This is a genomic window from Mojavia sp., from assembly GCF_059505145.1.
This window is the reverse complement of record NZ_JCACKA010000047.1, coordinates 337740-357650: the sequence shown is the minus strand read 5'-3', so window position 1 is coordinate 357650 and position 19911 is coordinate 337740. Positions and strand designations below refer to the sequence as shown.

14 protein-coding genes are annotated in these 19911 nt (G+C 40.9%); 5 read left to right on the top strand and 9 right to left on the bottom strand.

What is annotated here, in order from left to right:
- Window positions 1-54 precede the first annotated feature (54 nt).
- The 6 genes from AC5JL8_RS08730 to AC5JL8_RS08705 all read right to left on the bottom strand — a co-directional run bounded on the left by AC5JL8_RS08730 (window position 55) and on the right by AC5JL8_RS08705 (window position 13097).
- Complete coding sequence (locus AC5JL8_RS08730) at window positions 55-4845, bottom strand: CHAT domain-containing protein (protein ID WP_495879379.1); 4791 nt, start codon at window positions 4843-4845, stop codon at window positions 55-57.
- Window positions 4846-5017: 172 nt separating this feature from the next.
- A complete protein-coding gene (locus AC5JL8_RS08725; RefSeq protein WP_495879378.1) occupies window positions 5018-5752 on the bottom strand; it encodes an amino acid ABC transporter ATP-binding protein in 735 nt (244 codons plus the stop codon).
- A complete protein-coding gene (locus AC5JL8_RS08720) occupies window positions 5745-7244 on the bottom strand; it encodes an ABC transporter permease subunit (protein ID WP_495879377.1) in 1500 nt (499 codons plus the stop codon). Before AC5JL8_RS08720 ends, AC5JL8_RS08725 begins: the two co-directional genes overlap by 8 nt.
- A gap of 529 nt (window positions 7245-7773) precedes the next feature.
- Window positions 7774-9144 carry a UDP-N-acetylmuramoyl-L-alanine--D-glutamate ligase gene (gene murD, locus AC5JL8_RS08715; protein WP_495879376.1) on the bottom strand — a complete coding sequence of 457 codons (1371 nt, stop codon included), beginning with the start codon at window positions 9142-9144 and terminating at the stop codon, window positions 7774-7776.
- Between the two features lie 88 nt (window positions 9145-9232).
- The gene (gene glyS, locus AC5JL8_RS08710; protein ID WP_495879375.1) at window positions 9233-11383 is read right to left on the bottom strand and encodes a glycine--tRNA ligase subunit beta; all 2151 of its coding nucleotides are present in this window, start codon (window positions 11381-11383) and stop codon (window positions 9233-9235) included.
- Window positions 11384-11879: 496 nt separating this feature from the next.
- A complete protein-coding gene (locus tag AC5JL8_RS08705; RefSeq protein WP_495879374.1) occupies window positions 11880-13097 on the bottom strand; it encodes an HhoA/HhoB/HtrA family serine endopeptidase in 1218 nt (405 codons plus the stop codon).
- 478 nt (window positions 13098-13575) lie between these two features.
- On the opposite strand from AC5JL8_RS08705, the gene AC5JL8_RS08700 reads away from it, so the two are divergent.
- On the top strand, window positions 13576-13977 hold the full coding sequence (locus AC5JL8_RS08700) for a metal-sensing transcriptional repressor (RefSeq protein ID WP_495879373.1): 402 nt from the start codon (window positions 13576-13578) through the stop codon (window positions 13975-13977).
- A gap of 71 nt (window positions 13978-14048) precedes the next feature.
- Window positions 14049-14864, top strand: a complete 816-nt coding sequence (gene menH, locus AC5JL8_RS08695) for a 2-succinyl-6-hydroxy-2,4-cyclohexadiene-1-carboxylate synthase (protein ID WP_495879372.1) — start codon at window positions 14049-14051, stop codon at window positions 14862-14864.
- A gap of 215 nt (window positions 14865-15079) precedes the next feature.
- Here menH and AC5JL8_RS08690 read toward each other — a convergent pair whose 3' ends face one another.
- Window positions 15080-15793 (bottom strand): glycoside hydrolase family 24 protein, encoded by a 714-nt coding sequence (locus AC5JL8_RS08690; RefSeq protein ID WP_495879566.1) that lies wholly within the window; start codon window positions 15791-15793, stop codon window positions 15080-15082.
- Between the two features lie 131 nt (window positions 15794-15924).
- Here AC5JL8_RS08690 and AC5JL8_RS08685 point away from each other — a divergent pair, with 131 nt between their 5' ends.
- Entirely contained in the window at window positions 15925-16089 is a 165-nt protein-coding gene (locus tag AC5JL8_RS08685; protein WP_495879371.1) for a hypothetical protein, read from the top strand.
- On the opposite strand, the gene AC5JL8_RS08680 is transcribed toward AC5JL8_RS08685, so the two are convergent.
- The gene (locus AC5JL8_RS08680) at window positions 16090-16749 is read right to left on the bottom strand and encodes an SDR family oxidoreductase (protein WP_495879370.1); all 660 of its coding nucleotides are present in this window, start codon (window positions 16747-16749) and stop codon (window positions 16090-16092) included.
- 178 nt (window positions 16750-16927) lie between these two features.
- On the opposite strand from AC5JL8_RS08680, the gene AC5JL8_RS08675 reads away from it, so the two are divergent.
- Window positions 16928-17611: a DUF1997 domain-containing protein gene (locus AC5JL8_RS08675; RefSeq protein WP_495879369.1), complete on the top strand. Its 684-nt coding sequence runs from the start codon at window positions 16928-16930 to the stop codon at window positions 17609-17611.
- 60 nt (window positions 17612-17671) lie between these two features.
- Here AC5JL8_RS08675 and AC5JL8_RS08670 read toward each other — a convergent pair whose 3' ends face one another.
- On the bottom strand, window positions 17672-18142 hold the full coding sequence (locus AC5JL8_RS08670; protein ID WP_495879368.1) for a DUF4079 domain-containing protein: 471 nt from the start codon (window positions 18140-18142) through the stop codon (window positions 17672-17674).
- 231 nt (window positions 18143-18373) lie between these two features.
- Here AC5JL8_RS08670 and AC5JL8_RS08665 point away from each other — a divergent pair, with 231 nt between their 5' ends.
- On the top strand, window positions 18374-19657 hold the full coding sequence (locus AC5JL8_RS08665; protein WP_495879367.1) for an ankyrin repeat domain-containing protein: 1284 nt from the start codon (window positions 18374-18376) through the stop codon (window positions 19655-19657).
- The last annotated feature ends 254 nt before the right edge of the window (window positions 19658-19911 follow it).

Sequence of the window (19911 nt, the reverse complement as noted above, 5' to 3'; positions counted from 1 at the left end):
ATGCTGTCATGCTTCTAAAATGCAGCATTTACGATCGCACCTGCGGAATCTGGGTTACAACCCATTACCGATGAGAATGAAAGGGGCCCAATAGTAGGGGTGGCTAAGGTTATTGCTAGCTGGTTTTAATTGACTATTGTCAGGGATTGGGTCTAATACTATGCCCCGCTTTTGGCTCAAAGCTTCGTAATTTCCAGTAATTAATGCTATTTGGGCTGCTTGTAAAGCTTCGGCTTTGGTGGTGTTAGGCTTTTGGAGCGCAGTATAGAAAGCATCCATTAAATTTTGCGTCCCCCCATCGTCAACAGACCATAAGCTGGCGATCGCGGCTCTGGCTCCGGTTCGTTGTATTTGGTAGCCAAAGCCCAAAATTTCTTTACCATCGCCTAATTTGTCCCCCAAGCCGGTTTCGCAAGCACTTAGCACTACCAAATCTACGTGAGGTAGGTTCCAGTTTTGCACATCACGCAGGGTAACATACTTGCCATTACCAAACACGATAAAAGAATCTTCTGGCTGACCAACTACAAAAGCGGCGTGAGTTGCCAAATGCACAATGTTGTAGTCATTCATTGAATAAACAATATCTGGGTTGAATTGGTCATCTACTAATTTCTTGGTATCACGAATTGTGGCTGCTATTCCTTCCACTTCCTGACCTGCGAACTGTAGCCCTTGAAAAGTAAAATCTTGTTTGCCAATTTTGATATTGACGCTACGTTGAGAATTAGCAAATGCAGCAGCTAAAACTTGCAATTGTGGCTGTGGTTTAGTGGTGAAATTGGTCAGGCTCAGAGCAGTAACATTATTGACGCGGAAGCGTTGCACCAGCCATTGCTTACCATCGTATAAAGCAGCTAAAGGAATGTAACGCAGTTTGCCATCGGGAGCGTAAATGATGGTTTTTGTTTTCGCTTCAGCTAGGTCTTTTTCGATAGGTTTAATTAGCCATTCATAAAGTTGACCAGCAGAAACTTTCGGCTTACTAGTGGGATTTTGCAAATCACGACGGTATTTCTCAATAACGCTGTTCAGTTGTTCTTGAGTAACAGCAACTGTACGATGAATTGGAGGCCCATAAGGAGTTGCTAACACTAGTTCCAGACGGTCTTTAAGAACTAACGGATAAAGAATTACTGCATCTTGCTGGAGCCGCTGAAGATTGTTCTGAATGGTTTTTACTTGAGTTTCTAAGTTGATATTTTCTCCACCAGTACTTTGTTGTAACTCTGCCACTAGTTTTTCCACTTCTGGATTTTTGATAAATTCACCAAACTGTTTACGAATATCTGTTTGAAATTTCCTCAATTCAATAATTCGCTGTTGTTGGGTACTCGTTCTTTTACTTGAGGGTTGAATCTTTTCTAGTGTGTCTAATTCCTTACCCAATGCTACTGCTTTATCAAGGATGGCGTTGGTACTGGGGTCAGTTGATGGTTGCGGCGAGCTAGTTCTCTGGCTAATATTCAGATAATCTTTTAACTCTTGTAGTTTGAGCAAATCCAACACCTGCCGTGCTTGGGCTATCTGACCTTGAGAAAGTAACAAATCTGCTAATTCTCGGTAAGTATCTGCCTTAGTTTCGCCTTTGCGACCAGCTTGTAGAAAGGATGTTTGCAACTGTGGAGGTAAACCTTGAATTTTTTGCCGCACTTGCTCTAGCCCACGAACAGCTTTTTGATAGTATTCAATAGCCTTCTGTGGCTGATTCAAACTGCGATAAGCGCGTGCTAAACCTGTAAAAGCACCAGCACCACTACCTGGGATATTGGGAGTGGGATTTGTTTTTAATGCTTCTTCATAAAAAGATATCGCCTTTTGAAGTTGTCCCGATTTGCGGTAAACATAACCTAAGTGGCCTAAAGCACTAGACTCTAGCGATCGGAATTTTAGCTTCCTCACAATAGTCAATGCTTCTTGGGCTGTAGCAACAGCTTTTGGATAGTCTTGTAACCCTTGATAACCACCGCTCAAACTCAATAGTGCAAAAGATTTCATTACAGGACTTTTACTTTGCTCAAATGCGGCTGTTGCTTGTTGTGCCAGTTCTATTGTTTTTTGGGCATTTCCTTGGTGATAATAAATACCGCCTAAGGATAGCAGTGCAATACCTTCCATTAAATGATTTTGCGTTTTGCGAGTAATTGTCAGAGTTTGTTGATAAAAAGAAATTGCTTGTTGATAGTCTCCTAAATTAGTGTAAATACCACCTAATGAAGGTAGGGCTAGTAATTCTGCCATTGGATTTTTGATTTCTTGGGCAATAGCTAAACTCTGTTTGGCAAACTCAATAGCTTTGGGGTACTCTTGGAGACCCATATAAGTAAGACTTAAGTAACTCAAAGCCATCGATTCAAAAAAACGGTTTTTATTTTCCCGCGCAATAGTCAAGCCTTGTTGTAGTAACTCGATGGCTTTTTGATCATCATTTTGTCCAGCAGAGTAAGCAGCGCCTAAAATAACTAATGCTAGTCCTTCCAAATCACGGTTTTTAATCTGCTGTCCATTTTTTGAGGGATTTTCTCCTCTGGCAATTGCTAAGGATTGTTGACTCAATTCAATGGCTTTAAGATAATCTCCCTGTGCTAAATAAATAGCAGCAATATTTACCGAAACAGCACTTTCAAATTCAGTTCCTTTAGTAATGGATAACGCTTGTTGAAGTAGCTCAAATCCTTTTGGCAAGTTACCCATGTAGTTATAAGCACTTCCCAAAAGCATTAAAATCTTGCCCTCGTCAGCACGATTTTTCGTTTCCCTTGCTATTACTAGGGCTTGCTGAAAGTAGTTAATGCCTTGGGGTAAGTTTCCTAATTGGAATGAATAAGCCCCGCCGACTTGCGTTAGTGTATTTTGTTCTAAATCTCGGTCTTTGCTCTCCCTCGCCACTTTTAGGGCTTGTTGATAATAGGTAATTGCTTGAGGTTCGTTTTTCATATCACTAAAAGCATTACCTAAATTTGTTAGCAATTTTGTTTGTCTTTCCCAGTCTTTAATTTCTTCAGCAATAGCTAGTGCTTGCTGATAGTATTCAATCGCTTTTTGGTATTTCTGTAAATTATAATTAGCCAGACCAAGACCTCTCATAGAGGTGAGTTGATATGGTCTATTTTTGATTTCTTGAGCAATAACTAATGCTTGCTGAAAATATTCAATTGCTTTGGGGTAATCTTTAAGTGAATCGTGGTAAATGCTACCTATATCATTCAATAAATCAGATTCTTTATCGCGCTTCTTTAAATCCCGCACAACTGCGACACTTTGCTGATAATAATCAATAGCTTTTGCATATTCTTGCAATGAATTATAAGCCTTACCGAAGCCGTAAGCTAGGATTTTAAATTCACTTTCACGGTCTTTAATTTTTCTTGCGACTATTAAAGCTTGTTGAGAAGTATTGACTGCCTTATGGTATTCTTTAAGATAATTATAAGCGTCACCTATAGTAGTCAAAGTATTTAATTCACAATCAGGCTTGTTAGTTTTTCGCTCAATTGCTAGTGCTTGATTATAATACTCAATTGCTTTACTATATTCTTCCAAGTTTTGGTAAGCTCCACCAAGAGCATAAATATCGCGTGATTCACAATTGAGTTTGTTAATTTCTAAGTTAACCTTAATATTTTGCTGAAAGTAATCTATAGCTTTTGGCTTATCTTGCAGAGATTGGTAAGCTTTGCCAATGTTATATAAAATGTCAGATTCACGGTTTTTATTTTTGCTCTCGCGTGTTGGTAATAATGCTTGCTGATAAAACTTGATGGCTTGTGGATAATCTTTAAGTTTATAGTTGTAAACCTGCCCCAAGGCTTGCAGTGTTACAGATTGATATTCGATATTTTTTATTTCTCTTGCGATCGCCAGACTTTGCTGATAGTAATCAATCGCTTTTTGGGAATCATCTAAGGAATTGGAGTAAATATTTCCTATGCGATACAGGCTGTCTAACTCACCATCGCGCCGTTTTATTTCTCGTGAAATCGCTATAGTTTGCTGATAATAATTAATTGCTTTTTGATAATCTTTTAGTGAATTATAAAAATCCGCCAATCTGAATAGAGCAGAAGCTACTAAATAACCGTTATTAATCTGCCGCGCGATCGCCAAGCTTTGCTGAGAGTAATTAATCGCTTTCTGGTAATCTTTCAGCGAGTTATAACTATCCGCCAAACTTTTTATTGCGTTAATAGCTAACTTACGGTTGTTAATTTGCTGGGCAACTGCCAAGCTTTGTTGATAGTAATCAGTTGCCTTTTGGTAATTCTCTTGAGCATAATAAATATGACCAAAACGCCGCAATGCATCTGATTCAAGTTCACCGTTTTTAATTTCTCTTGCAATTACCAGTGTTTGCTGTTGGTAATCTAGAGATTTGGTGTACTCCTTTAAGGATTTGTACGCTACACCCAAAATACTTAAAGATTTTCCCTCTAATAGACGGTCTTTGATTTCCCGTGCAACTGCTAAACTTTGCTGAGAATACTCTATCCCTTTCTCATTCTTATCTGAGAAAACATAGCCACTACCTAAACCTTGTAAAGCCTTACCTTCTCCTTGACGGTCTTTTATTTCTCTATAAATAGTTAGTGCTTGTTGGAAAGACAGCAAAGCTGCTTCATATTGATTCTCATCAACCTGCTTAGTCCCAGTCTCTACTAGTCTATCTGCTTCTGCCTTACGGTTTTGTTGTGGTGGGGTGACTTTATCTGTATTTGGTGTTTGTGCTACAGCGCTGTAAATTTTTGGCTGTCCATACACAGTAGCAAGTATTAAAAATATCAGGGTTGCAATAATTGTAGAGAAGCGAACTGTACTGTTTGTACAAACTTTTAGAGGTCGATTCATAGGTAAGGCTGTCGAAAATTTGATGAGTGTCTGCTGTTTTCTACAGACACATTTCTCAGCCTTCCTTAAATGATGTAAGTGCGAGGCATTATTTTGATAATTTTTAACAATATGGGCTGCGATCGCAGTCTCTTAGCTTGAATAGTCGTAATGTTGAGTGCTGAGTGCTGAGTTACAGCATTTTTTCTAGAAACTGCTTGGCGCGATCGCACTGAGGATTGTGGAAAAATTCGCTTGGTGTGGTGTCTTCTGCCAAACATCCTTGATCGAGGAACATTATTCGGCTGGCGGCGACTCTGGCAAATCCCATTTCATGAGTCACAATTGCCATTGTTATCCCAGTTTGTGCCAAAGCTTTGATTACTTCTAGCACATCTTTAACCATTTCTGGATCTAAGGCAGAGGTTGGTTCATCAAACAATATCATCTCTGGTTCCATTGCTAGGGCGCGGGCGATCGCAACTCGTTGTTTTTGTCCGCCGGATAGTTTTGCGGGGTAAACATCCGCTTTCTCCACCAATCCTACCTGGCCAAGTAACTCTAACCCCTTTTGCGAAGCCTGTTTCTGATTTATTCCCCTAACTTTAATCGGGGCGTAGGTGACATTTTGCAACACCGTCATGTGGGGAAACAAATTGAAGTGTTGAAACACCATAACCAAGCGCTGCCGAACTTTGGCAATGTTTACCTTGGGAGCAGTAATTTCATATTCTTGAAAGTAAACTCGTCCTCTGGTGGGGCGTTCTAACAAGTTCATGCATCGCAGGAAAGTTGATTTACCTGAGCCACTTGGCCCTAGAATAGCTACTACTTCACCTTGGTAAATCTCAGTCGAAATATCTTTTAAAACATCGAGTTTACCAAAAGATTTACACAAAAACTCTGTACGAATTACAGCCTTACTCACTTCGTCTCAACCTCCTTTCGAGTGTAGATGCACCAAAAGTTAGACCCATTACCAAAACATAGTAAATTAACCCAGCAAACAGCAGAGGTTCAAAATATATATATTTATTAGCTCCCACGATTTGGGCACTGCGTAAAATTTCTACCACGCCAATAGTTGAAACTAAAGCAGAATCTTTCAAAAGTCCAATCGTTTCATTCACCAAAGCCGGGAGAATGTTCTTCAATCCTTGAGGCAAAATAATGTCCCACATCATCAACGAATAGGGAACACCCATAGACATTGCTGCTTCACTTTGTCCTTTATCTACTGCTTGAATTCCACCCCGGATAGTTTCTGACATATAAGCCCCAGAGTTGAGAGTAAATGTTAATACTCCCGCCTGTAATGCTGGGATATCATAACCAGTCAGCTGGGGTGTTGCGTAGTAAACCAATGCCAACTGCAACAACAATGGTGTGCCTCGAAATACAGAAGTGTAAGCGTTGGCTAACCAGCCTAGTGGCTCTATATTAGAAATTTTTAATAGAGATAGTATTGTTCCCCAAATTAAACCAAGTAATACTGATAACAGTGTAAATAATAAAGTTAAGGGTATTCCCTGAAGAATAAATGGCAGATCGGGAATGATTCTTCTAAAGTCTAAATTCAATCCACCTTGAGGTGCGGGTGCTGTTGAAGATGCGGCGTTGGCTGCGGTGTTGAGGGAAAACCACTTCGTTGCTAATTTTTCTAGTTCGCCTCTGTCCTGCATTTGCTGAAGGACTTTGTTAAAAGATTGTACTAAAGGGGAACCTTTAGGAAAAGCGATCGCCGAACCTGTAGCCTCTTGCGCTGAGGGAATTACATTAAATTCTAAATCTGGGTTAGCTTGAGCAAATCCCTTAGCCACAGTATCTTCGACAATAGCAGCATCAATTCGCCCAGATTTAATTTCTTGAATGACTTCAGGAACTTTGTTAAGTTGCTTTAATTGAATACCTGTAATTTTTTGAGCTAATTTTTTAGCATTTTGCTCTTGAATTGTCCCCAATTGTACGCCAACTTTTTTACCTGATAAATCTTCTGGTTTTTTTAAATTACTACTCTTAGGAGCAACAATTGTATCTTGCGCTTGGTAATAGATGATCGAGAAATCAACATTTTTGCGTCGTTCATCTGTAGGCGTCATCCCAGCCATTACGAAATCAGCACGATTTGCTTGCAGTGCAGGAATTAAGCCGTTAAAATCCGACTCCATCACCTTGAGTTTAAACCCCAGTTCCTTAGCAATGGTATTAGCAATATCAATATCAAAGCCAACTATTTTCCTTTCACCACCCTTAGTGTCGTAATACTCATAAGGAGGATAATCCGGTGAGGTAATCAGCGTCAGTGTATCTTTACCAACTGACGAAGCTGCTTGTAGAGGAAAGCTATGCTGGGTAATGGTAGTGATTGCTATCATTGCTACAAATAGCAGCATAAATAGCAATACTTTGCGTTTTTTCATTTCTAAACACTAACACTCTAAGTTGATCTACACCTTGGACTTCGATTCTGCAATGCCCAAATTTTATTCATCATATTGCAGTAGATCTAACCTTAGACTTTAGAAACGTATCTGGCAATCTGATATTATTTAAGTTGGCTATAAGAATGAAAAAGGCTTGGCAATTACCAAACCTTGTCAATAGAAGTGAAAGACTCACATCAATTAAATCATCCTTACCTTTAGTAGTTCATCTACCTTTGGGAAGTTTATATACGCCTTAAAAAGTGATTTGGCCTAATATTTGAGCAAGATGAAAACGCTTTAACCGATTTAGTCCACTCAAGTAGACTGAAATAGTTAGCGATCGCGATTTTGTGCATACCATGCGAGTTCATGGGCGGTATATGCGAAACAAAATTGATCCGGCGTTGCATCAATGCGGGATGAATTAAAATTTTATATCAAGGCTAAAGATTTATTCTTTGCGCCTTTGCGCGAAAAAAAATTCATTCCATCAATCAGCAACGCCTCAAATAATAGTTCTATCTCAACTACCTGCCCAAGCAAGACACAACTCGCGAAAATGATCGCCCCGGACTTCAAAATTAGGATACTGATCGAAACTCGCACAAGCAGGAGATAACAAAACTACAGCAGCTTGATGCTGTTTGGCTAACTCGGCTCCTCTAGGAACAGCCTTCTCCATTGTTTCAACAATTTCATAACTAGAATACCCTACCTCTTGCAGGCGTTGGGCAAATGCAGGTGCAGCATTACCAATTAATAAGACAGCGGCTGCTTTGGCTTGAATTTTTGCTAACCAAGCAGTGTCATCACCTGCTTTAGCTTCGCCACCAGCAATCAATATTGCTGGATTTTTAACCGATGCTAAACCAACTTCAGCAGCATCGTAGTTAGTGGCTTTGCTGTCGTTGATAAAATCTATACCTTCCCAAGTGCAGATATGTTCTAAACGATGGGATACACCGGGAAATTCTCGAATTGCATGGGAAATCGCATCACGATTAATACCCCCCAACCGCGCCGCAGCTACAGACATCAATAGATTTTGCTGGTTATGTTCTCCCACCATCCGTAAAGCAGAAACTTCCACAATGGGTTCTGGTGTAGCTGTGGGAGCCAACTTTTCGACAACCCAACCATCTTCGATGTAAAAGCCGCGTTCTCCAATTAGGTAATCTTTACCTTTAACACTTGTCCAGTAAGCGTCAGGCCAATGACTTGCACCCAATTTGCTTAAGTACGCATCATCACCATTGAAAACTTGCAATTGAGACTGACGTAATAACTTAGCTTTAATGTCGTAATAGTTCTCTAATGTCTTGTGGCGGCTGAGGTGATCTGGTGTGAAAGTTGTCCACACACCGATGCGAGGAGTGAGGGTGACAGATGACTCTATTTGATAACTGCTGAGTTCGGCAATTACCCAATCAGGATGTTTTTCGGCTAAGGCAACTTCGCAAGCAGCGTAGCCAATGTTACCGCAGGCGGGGGCATCTAAACCCGCTGCTTGAAAAATAGCGGCAATTAAAGCAGTGGTAGTAGTTTTGCCGTTAGTACCTGTAATTCCTACCCAAGGTTGCGATCGCAGATGTCGCCAAGCGAGTTCCATTTCCCCAATAGTTTCAATGCCTAATTCTCTGGCTTTGAGTAATAAAGGAATATCCCAAGGTACACCAGGACTAACGATAATTAATTGTGGTAAATCAGACTCATTGAATTCCAGGGAATACCCCAGTTTCACGGTAATTTGCTCGGTAGCTAGTTCTTGTTGTTGTTGAAGGAGGGCTTCGGAGGTGTTGCGATCGCTTAGTTCCACCTCCCAACCTTCCCTTTTCAACAATCTGGCCGCAGCAATGCCGGACTTTCCTAATCCAATGACAGAAGCTCTAGGCATAGATTGTATGTAGCAGAGATCCCTGGTTAAGCACTAATCATAGTAGCGTTTCTTGGTAAAAATTACACCTATATTTTGTTGATTTAGACTACAAATTTTTGACGATCGCACCAAAGTCAGCTAAAACACGGGCATGGTTGCGAAGCAAACCAAGTAAATTTAACCGATTACGCTTAATTTCTGGATTGGAGTCCATCACTAATACGCTCTCTGGCCCATCAAAAAATTTACTAACAGTAGGAGTAATTTTTCCTAGAGATGCTACTAACAGTTGGTAATTTCGTGATTGCTGCGCTGTTTGAGTTTGCGGCACTAACTCGACTATGGCATTGTAAAAAGCTTCTTCAGACGACTTTTGAAATAGTTCTTTTTGAACTAATGCTGTTGGTTCTAATTGTTGTGTATCCAAATCTCCTTGGGCTGCCAAGCGTGTGGAACGGTTAACAGTTTCGTAGATGCGGTCTAAAGTACCATCTTGACGAATTTGCTGGAGGTATAAAGCGCGATCGCGCACATCTAATAAATCCTTTAACGCCCGTTCTGTATATTCGGGGTCATTCTCTCCTAACACTGCATTTACGAGGTCATAATCAATTTGTTTTTCTTCTTGCAGTAGAGTACGGATACGTTGCAAGAAAAATTCTCGCAAAGCTGTAATTAATTGCGCTAAATCTTTATTATGTACTGTTACAAAATCTGTTGCTATTTGCTCCAATAAACTTGCTAAATTAATTGGTAAATTAGCTGACCATGTAATGTTAATTACAGCATTCGCTGCCCGTCGTAAAGCAAAAGGATCGGAAGAACCGGAGGGTATTAAACCCAACCCGAATATACTTACCAAAGTGTCCAATCGGTCTGCTAAACCAACAACTTGACCTGTCAAAGTTTCAGGTAAGATATCATCGGCTCCTCTAGGCAAATAATGCTCAAAAATTGCCCTAGCAACTTCTGCGGTTTCGCCACTAGCTAAAGCATACTTCTCTCCCATTACTCCTTGTAATTCAGGAAATTCGTACACCATTTGAGTAACTAAATCTGCTTTACAGAGCAAAGCTGCCCTCAGAATATTTTGACGCTGATTTTCTGCTAATTGCAGTTGATTGGTGATCTGTTCAGCAATCTTGACGATTCTATCTACCTTGAGGCGCAGCGAACCTAAATCTTCTTGAAAAGTGACTTTTTCTAATTGTGGTAAATAGCTTTCTAAAGGTTTAGCTAAATCAGTTTTGTAAAAAAATTGTCCATCTGCTAATCTGGCACGGATGACTCTTTCATTACCGACAGCAATGATATCTGCTTTGCTGGGGTTACCGTTAGAAATGGTGATGAAATAAGGAAGTAATTCTTTGCTATTGGCAGCTTTGAAGACAGGAAAATAACGTTGGTGACTTACCATAACGGTGGTAATCACCTCAGTAGGTAAAGTCAAAAATTGTGCTTCAAATTTACCCATAACAGTAGAAGGATATTCTACTAAGTTTGTCACTTCCTCTAATAAATCAGGGTAGATTTCGGCATAACCATTTAACTTTTGCACAGATGCGTGAACTTGCTCTTGAATGATGTTTGCGCGTTCATCAGCATCAACTATGACGTAGGCAGAGCGCAGCGTGGTAACATAATCAGTAGCTTGGGAAATTGTGACCGTTTCTGGATGTAAAACACGATGCCCACGGGAGATGCGATCGCTTTTCACTACCTTAGAAGCATTGACTAATTCAATTGGCAACAACGCCTCATCTAACAAAGCGACCAACCAACGAATTGGTCGAGAAAACCTCACATCTCCATCACCCCAGCGCATCAACCGCTTTCCTTCTAAACCCGAAATCCACTGGGGTACTAGTTCGGTTAAAATTTCCGCTACCGGACGACCGGGAATGCTTTTCTTGACAAAAACAAATTCCCCTTTATCAGTTGGACGAACTTGCAGCGCATCGACTTCTACACCTTGCTTTTTAGCAAAGCCTGCTGCGGCTGGTGTTGGTTTGCCATCTTTAAAAGCTGCTTGTGCGGGAGGCCCTTTAATTTCCTCTTCGCGGTCTGGTTGCTGAGATGGTAGACCTGTGATGAGTACCGCTAGACGGCGAGGAGTACCATAAACTTCCACAGCATCGCTAGTTAGGCTGTTTGCTAAAAGACTTTGGGGAATGAGCGATCGCCACTGTACGATAGCATCACGGAGAAAGCTTGCAGGTAGTTCTTCTGTTCCAACTTCTAATAAAAATGCAGGCATAAGACATTATGTGTAAAACAGCGAGTTTCAACAGTTTACCTCGCCTGTAATGCTGACGGGTTGACTTGGGAAACAAGCAGATGTCGATTAACACTTTATTTGTCGTCGTTAACTGATTAATGTCATCATTAACAAATTAATGTCGCTGTTGTCTCCTCACTCTCCAAAATTTCATCAACATCATTCGATCTGCCAAAAGCTAAAGATGCATTAACCTCATCGGAGTTTAGCGTTTCACTCATAAAGAAACTCCACCGCTTGGAATCCTTGAAATCTTTGATTTGGAAATACTTGAAGCTACTTCTGACAAAAAGCAAAGTTCACACCCTAAGCCGGCTATGTGATATTATCTAACCTGCTGTAAAGCTACGAAGTGGGCAAGCTGAACGCTAAAGCCACACGAGCGCTGATCTTACAACTAGAGAGAACGAGGCTTCAGTAAAACCATGGAGTACAGATTATCGTCAGGGCACAACGGCCGTTGTGCCCCATTGTGTTATAAGGACGCGTTTTGTAACTCAGCCGTGCGTACAGAAAGCTGCTGTGTCTGGTTACCTCGTTGCACTTTCACTTGCAACGCTTGACCGAGGCGACTACTTTCTACAAGATTTTGCAACTGTTCAGCTGTAGTAATTGTTTGCCCATCAATTTGCACAATTACATCTCCACGCCGGATACCCGCAGATGCGGCTGGAGAGTTCGGTACAACTCGCATCACTAAAACACCGTTAACTTCAGGGATTTGAATCGGAGAGTTGGGATCGGTGTTGTTTTGCTTGGCTAGCTCAGGAGTTAAAGTTAGCATTTGCACGCCTAAATAAGGGTGAACCACTTTACCTTCACGTTGCAGTTGAGCTGCGATCGCTTTCGCTTTATCAATGGGAATAGCAAATCCGATCCCCATCGCATCGGGGCGAATAGCTGTATTGATCCCAATCACTTCACCTTGACCATTCAAGAGAGGCCCTCCAGAGTTACCAGGGTTAATCGCGGCGTCAGTTTGAATAAACTCTAAGCGTTTGTCTGTAATGCCAACTTGGGCGCTAGAACGTTTGAGGGTGCTGACAATTCCCAAGGTAACGGTATTATCAAATCCTAAAGGATTACCAACTGCGATCGCCCAGTCTCCTACCTGTACATTACTAGAAGAACCCAAAGGAGCTACTGGTAAATCGTTACCAGCATTAATTTTCACTACTGCCAAATCTGTAACTTCATCAATGCCTTGAACTTTGCCGTCAAAGGTGCGACCATCCTTAAGCCGGACTGTTACTCTATCAGCTTTATCAACTACGTGAGCATTAGTCAGAACTAACCCACTCTTGTCAAGAATGAAACCAGAGCCAAGACCGCGCAATTGCTCTGTAGGCATTTGTTGGGGGAAACCGTCACCAAAAAATCGCCGGAAAAAAGGGTCTTCAAGAAATGGATCGACACGCCGAGTAATTGTACGCTCTGTATCAATCCGTACCACTGCTGGCCCAACACGATTAACTGCTGCGGTGACAAAGCTACTAGCGCCTATCGCACCCGAAGCGGGCGATTGTCGTTGAGCGATCACTTCTGGCGTATCCGCGATTTTAGACTTTGGTGCTGGTTCTGCTTGAGAGGGTAACACTCGCAGACTGCTAACAGTTAGCACAACTCCTAGAAATATAGCTAAGACATGGGAACTGAGTTGGCGTATAGACCAGGGTAGTTTGGGAAATCTCATAATCACAACCTAAATCTAAAAGCTTAATTTTTGCTTAGTCGTGAAAAATCTATCTAAAGTTATTTTTACAGCAAGGATAAAAATCCTTACGTGACGTTTACGCTTTACTTCAGGTATAGTCTACTCCCCAACGTTGTATCCTAAGTTGTATTCATATATGATTGCTGGAATTTGATGGAGGTGAGAGAGTTAGCGAACTATTACAATTCTTCCTCATCCACCTCATATCCCTTTTTCTGCAATTTCTATCTTTGATTACAAATCAGTATTAGTTGGGGCAGAGGATGCGCTACCTGTAATCAAATTAATTGTATATTCAGCCCAAAAGCTATTATGGAGATTATCCCTTAAAAGGTTCGGATTTCACCCCATATCGAATATTGGGAATTGGTAATTATCCTCTTACACCCTTACCGATTACCAATGAGCGATCGCTCCCTAGGCTAGTATCTTAGTACGACCAGAACTTTGATAACCCATGAATGGATTAAACCGATTACCTAAAGAATCCTTGCCTACACCCCAGCAGGCAGAACACTCCCATCATCACAGCACAGACCAGGAACATTTAGATCATACTCCTGCACATGGAGAATCGGTTCATCCTCACGTTCATAGTGAAGAGTCCTTACGGCGAATTGTTAATCGATTAGCGCGTATAGAAGGACACATCCGTGGTATTAAGACAATGGTGCAGCAAAATAGCCCTTGTCCTGATGTTTTATTACAAATTGCTGCCGTGCGGGGTGCATTAGATCGGGTAGCACGAATTGTTCTAGATGAACATTTAACTGAATGTATTGCTAGAGCTGCCAAAGAGGGCAATATGGAAGTTGAACTTGAACAACTTAAAGCGGCTTTAGATCGATTTTTGCCTTAAAGAGCAGAAAAATATCAGTAATAAACCCAGGCGAAGCAAAACTGCCAGGGTTTTTCAATATGTCCTGTAATATGACTCTCGAAAATTATCAATTTCACTATTCTTTGATTAATAACCTAGATAAGCCAATAATTCTTTTTTTGCATGGATTCATGGGTAATATCGATGAGTTTGATGAAGCCATACAAATATTATCTGATGAATTCTCTTATTTAATTCTTGACCTTCCCGGACACGGTAAAACTCAAGTTTTGGGTGGCGATGATTACTATACAATGCCAAAAACTGCTGATGCCTTAATTCATTTATTGGATGATTTAAAAATTCCCAAATGCTTTTTAGTTGGCTATTCAATGGGTGGAAGATTAGCTTTATATCTGACCCTGCATTTTCCAGAACGTTTTATTAAAGTTGTTCTGGAATCAGCTTCTCCTGGTTTGGCAACAGAAACAGAACGGTTAGAAAGAATTCACCGCGATTCACAAATAGCTAGAAAATTAGCTAGAAGCATTGAAAGAAAAGATTTTGCAGCATTTTTATCGAATTGGTACAATCAAGCGATTTTTGGTAATATCAAAAATCATCCAAAATATAACTATATGGTAGAAAATAGGTTACAAAATCATCCCGTAGAATTGAGTAAATCACTGAAACTATTAGGTACTGGATGTCAGCCTTCTTTATGGGAAAAACTTAAAGAAAACAAAAATCCTTTACTGTTAATAGCTGGAGAAGATGATAAAAAGTTTGTAAATATTAATACAGAAATGGCAAATTTGTGTGATGCTATACAGCTAAAAATAGTTAGCAATGCTGGCCATAACGTTCACTTTGAAAATACCAATGATTTTGTGCAAAATGTTAAAGAGTTTTTCAATAAATCATAGACAGTGCAATCTATGAATTATCAAGATTAAGAAAAAATGCTATTAAATAATTTTAAATAAAATTTTGTTTTTTAATTTTTTGTATTAATTAAACTCACATCATGTCAGTTGAAATTGGCATAATAACAAATCTATAGCCAAGGATTTTTTTGAGGAATTAAGTCCTCAATATGAAAGTTATTTAGGTTAATTAACCAAACACCAAAACACTTCTCCTATGAAAGGGAAATATCAGATGAAACTCTTTTTACCGGGGTGGATGGGAGAGGTGTAGGGATTGGGTTTAGAGTTGAGTTTGGTGATGGTGGTGGATTAGTTGCTTTTAATTCTTCTTGCAATATTTTTTGGTAAATCTTAGGCAAAAAGCGACTAATAGAATTAGTCTCTATCCCATATCCTAAGCTTGTCCAAGTGGGAGATAGTCGGCGCAAAACTTCGTTTAATCTACCCTGACGCAATTGTTGGGAAATATCAGTTCCCCAAAATTTAGAATCACTTAACCATCGGTAAACCACTACATCTTGATACTCTGCTTCAAAACTATAAGAAGTCCAAAACATAATCTCCATTGGGTTGGGATGGTAGCGCGGGGCAATTTGAAACCAAGTGGTGTTGATGATTTGATATCTACCAGCAGCAGTAGAACAATTACCCGTGTTGGGGCCAGTAACAATGGTGACACATATTTCAGGATGACGGCTGAGGTCACTAACCTGCTGGCCACCATATAACAGAGAATAGGGACGTTTGCTGTTTGCTTCGCTGGCGGAGATAGTTCGCATCAAAGCTCGGATATAAGGATCGCCACCTTTCATGACTAAGGGTGGCTGTTGACCTCCGAAGACGGGATCGGAAGGCGATCGCAGGTCTCCATGTATATACCACTGCAACAAATATACGAAACCGAGAAGCGCGGCTATAGGGCCAATCAGTTTCTCAACACCTTTGAATTTAAAGCCTTTCAGAGTTTGACTCCTTAATATTCACTCTTTTAGCTAACAACAATGGTCGATGCACTGATTTCAGCAAATCTCATTAATTTAGTTCTGAGTGCTGAGTCGTGAGTGAGAAAGAATTTTTAATCTACCCTGCGGGAACGCCTTTAGCGAAAAATGAGGGAATCCTCCTTGCAACTTCTCTTTGCAGTACTGCTTTTGCAACCGAGTGGCTGCTTGCTCAACACTTGCAACTCAGCACTCACAACTGGGCACTCAGCACTATTTAATCAGGCGACGTTAGCAAATAGCTCGCCAAAACTTTTAGAGGTAGCCTCTGGTTTGGCAACAATTTCGATAATTTTATTACGTGCGGCTGGTTCAGATAGGGCTTCCACACAAACCTGGGCGACTTTTTGGCGAGGAATACTGCCATCAAACAATGTATCAGCACTCTGCATCACTATAGGATTGGAGTTATCTTCATTCTTCAACCCACCTGGTCGCACAATTGTATAGGTAAGACCGCTTTTTTGCAGATACTCCTCAGCTTGTTTTTTCCAAACCAAAATTAGCCAGAACAAGTTTAGTGGATGGAAAAACTTTGAAGTACACAAAGAAGAAACAAAGACAAAATGCTCAATTCGCTTTGCTTTAGCAGCATCTACTAAATTTTTAGTACCTTCAAAATCCACTTTGTACGGCCCAGTAGGGTCAAAGCTGGGTTTTGCGCCAGTAGCACACAATAGGACTGTGCTATCACCTAAAGCAGTATTCAGGCTTGCTGGGTTCAACACATCGCCTACTACCAGTTCGGCCTCAGGAGGCAAAATCGCTCTGGCTTTCTCGGTATCCCGAACCAAAGCACGGACGGGAATGTTACGCGCTATCAGCTCTTGCACAATCCGACGACCTGTCTCACCTGTTGCCCCTGCTACAAATGCTTTCATGATAAACGCTATCCTAGGAAACTAATATGTTCTTGTTCAGTTCTTTATTTTAGTGATTCTATGAAGTTCATGACAGATTAATAAGGATTCAGCCAAAATATAAACTGAGTGCGAATAGACCCACGCAAGCTGGGAACGATTAATATAGACAAACGCCAAAGAATACAGGAACGCATTTATGCTGTCGAGAAACGGCGAATACCAATCTTTGGAAATAACAGAAGCAGTTTTGCCTGTGGTGTCAGACCCAGTAGAAGCTGAGGACGCACTCACAGGAGCAGGTATAGCGACCCTAACAAAATTTTACGGTCACTATAGCGATTTTATGGAAATGTATGCTCCCGTACAAACGGTTGCTGAGTACCTTAATGCTCACGCCTCATGGTTTGTGCGCTGTGCGGAACCTATGAAGGTGCAACCGCTAGGAGAAAATGGCTACGCTTTAATAATCGGTCGTTTTGGCTCTTTTGGTTATGAAGTAGAGCCGAAAATTGGTTTGGAACTGTTACCCCCAGAGGAAGGTGTCTACCATATTCGTACTATTCCTATTCCTGATTACCGTTCACCTGGTTATGACGTAGACTATCGGGCATCACTCCAGTTAATAGAAAATAAGGCAAAAGATTTACCTAGCTATGATGGTGAGGTGACAAGAATTGAGTGGGAACTGGATTTGATAGTTTATCTTCACTTTCCCCGGTTTATTCAGCGATTGCCCAAGTCTTTAATTCAATCTACAGGCGATCGCTTACTTAACCAAATAGTCCGCCAAGTCTCTCGCCGCTTAACTCACAAAGTGCAAGAGGATTTTCACCAATCTTTGGGAATATCCTTTCCTGTCACCTCTAAGAAAAAGCGATAAAGCATTCAGTTGCCAGTTATCAGTTATCAGCCGAGAAACTGGTAACTGATAACTGACTCTCTAGGCATTAGTAAGAATTCTTTGGACAATTTGCACACCAGTGACCGCCTGCCAAGCAAACAATCCTAAAAGTGTGAAATTCAATAAAATATGAGTCATGCGCGCCCAATTCGCTCCTTTTTGCATATAAGGAGATAGAGCAGCGGAAAATGCAATTAAGCTAGTCATGCCAAGACCTGCTAACAGATGAGGTCCGACAAATAATTTACCATTATTGATGTAGGTGACACCCATCCCAGCGATCGCACCTGCTACCATCAAACCTAAAAGTATAGACCCAATTTGGTAGTGTCTAACGTTATATCTACCTTTAATCAATTCTTTCTTCTCATCACCCTGAGCATTTCTAGTACGCTGTACTTGTAGCCCTAGATAAGCAGCATAAAGCGAGAGTGCTAATAGTAGCCACATCATTACTGGGTGAAAGAAGTTCAGCCAATACTTGAAAGATGCAGAAAGTTCCAAATTCATGGTTTAGTTGCCCGATTATTAAATCTTCATAAAAATTAGCATAACTCTATTTTCTATGTTCGCAAAATAGAATTGACAGTTCTGGGTATACAGAAGTAGACAGCAATAATCATGACCTTTTTGACTATTTTCTGCTATTTCTAACTCCACCCTCTTGCAAAAGTTGATAAACAATCTCAGACTGAATTCTGGGGCTAAATCAACAAAAACCGCCTGTGCGGAATTTCATCCATGACTGAAAACAATGATATTTTGCTGCTGAGTGCTGCTAAGAGTGGCGATATCAAGCGGCTATGTACGCTACTAGCTGCTGGTGCTAAGGTGGACGTGTGCGATCGCGATGGCACTACGGCGTTAATGTTTGCTGCTAATTTAGGCTACACCGAAATTGTGCGATCGCTGTTGGATGCTGGGGCAAATATTAACCTACCCAGAAAACGTTATGGTTTAACAGCTTTAATGCTGGCAGCTAGTGCTAATCAGCTTGATATTGTGCAGCTTTTAATATCTAGAGGTGCAGATGTCAATGCTACCAACGAAGATGGCAGTACAGCATTGATGGCAGCAGCACTTAAAGGTAATGTTGATGTGGTAAAAGCCTTACTTGCTGCTGGCGCTGAGGTAAATATTACAGATAAAGATGATGACACAGCTTTAAAGTTGGCAGTTAAGCACCGACACACAGCCGTTGTCCAAGCATTTATCCAAAGTGGTGCAGATATCAATACCCAAGATGAAGACGATGAAACGCTGTTAATGATAGCAGCAGACTTGGGATACTTGGAGGTTGTACAAGCACTACTGGCGGCTGGGGCTGATGTGAATGTAAAAAACACAGATGGTGGAACTGCACTATCAGCCGCAGCAGCAGCAGGATATGGTGAAATTGTAGCGGTTTTACTGGAGCGAGACATCCAGATTAATCTCCAAGATAATGATGGTGAAACTGCTCTGCACCTTGCCGTTGTTGAGGGCTACGCTGATGTAGTGCAAGTTTTACTCAACCGAGGTGCAAATGTGCAAATCAGGAACCGTCTTGGTGATACACCTATACTAGTAGCAGCCTTGCAGGGACATAGCCAGATTGTCGAATCATTGTTGAGTTGTGGAGCTGACGTTCATGATAAAAATCTTGGTGAGATACCTTTGACCTTAGCAGCATCTCAAGGTCATACTCAGACGGTGCAGGTATTACTGGACTACGGTGCAGATGCGAATATACCAGTAGATGATGGCAAAACAGCTTTGCTCAAAGCCACTGAACGCAATCACCCAGAAGTAATGCAATTGTTGCTAGCTAAAGGGGCAGATGTGAATTTTCAAGACTCAGCGGGGGCAACGGCATTGATGTGGGCCGCATCAGGAGGTTATTATGAGCCTGTGCAATTATTGCTCGAAGCTGGGGCAGATGTAAATTTGCAAAATCGTGGTGGTTATACAGCTTTGATGATTGCGGAATTTAATGGATATAAAAATATTGTGCGGAGTTTGCGAAAAGCTGGGGCACAGGAGTAGTGATTTCTGGCGTTGCTGAATCAAGGTATAAATAAGGCAAGCAGGGGGAGAAAAGAATTTTAATTTTTCCAAAAGCTTCTATCATATTTCAATTCAGCAACGCCTAGGTTCTTTAATAATCTTCTACAACTTTACTTTAGATTAATTAAAATTTTTGGTATTTGCTCAGTAGTTGTTGTAATTATAATTACTTACTCGATTAGCTCATACTAATAATCACTTGTTTACAGTATTTTAATCACTAAAAGAGCAAA

Coding starts and splice junctions, on each gene's coding strand:
- AC5JL8_RS08670 (WP_495879368.1), bottom strand. CDS start 18,142: ATGAATTTGGAACTTTCTGCATCTTTCAAGTATTGGCTGAACTTCTTT.
- murD (WP_495879376.1), bottom strand. CDS start 9,144: ATGCCTAGAGCTTCTGTCATTGGATTAGGAAAGTCCGGCATTGCTGCG.
- AC5JL8_RS08675 (WP_495879369.1), top strand. CDS start 16,928: ATGCTGTCGAGAAACGGCGAATACCAATCTTTGGAAATAACAGAAGCA.
- AC5JL8_RS08665 (WP_495879367.1), top strand. CDS start 18,374: ATGACTGAAAACAATGATATTTTGCTGCTGAGTGCTGCTAAGAGTGGC.
- AC5JL8_RS08705 (WP_495879374.1), bottom strand. CDS start 13,097: ATGAGATTTCCCAAACTACCCTGGTCTATACGCCAACTCAGTTCCCAT.
- AC5JL8_RS08730 (WP_495879379.1), bottom strand. CDS start 4,845: ATGAATCGACCTCTAAAAGTTTGTACAAACAGTACAGTTCGCTTCTCT.
- AC5JL8_RS08680 (WP_495879370.1), bottom strand. CDS start 16,749: ATGAAAGCATTTGTAGCAGGGGCAACAGGTGAGACAGGTCGTCGGATT.
- glyS (WP_495879375.1), bottom strand. CDS start 11,383: ATGCCTGCATTTTTATTAGAAGTTGGAACAGAAGAACTACCTGCAAGC.
- menH (WP_495879372.1), top strand. CDS start 14,049: ATGACTCTCGAAAATTATCAATTTCACTATTCTTTGATTAATAACCTA.
- AC5JL8_RS08720 (WP_495879377.1), bottom strand. CDS start 7,244: ATGAAAAAACGCAAAGTATTGCTATTTATGCTGCTATTTGTAGCAATG.
- AC5JL8_RS08700 (WP_495879373.1), top strand. CDS start 13,576: ATGAATGGATTAAACCGATTACCTAAAGAATCCTTGCCTACACCCCAG.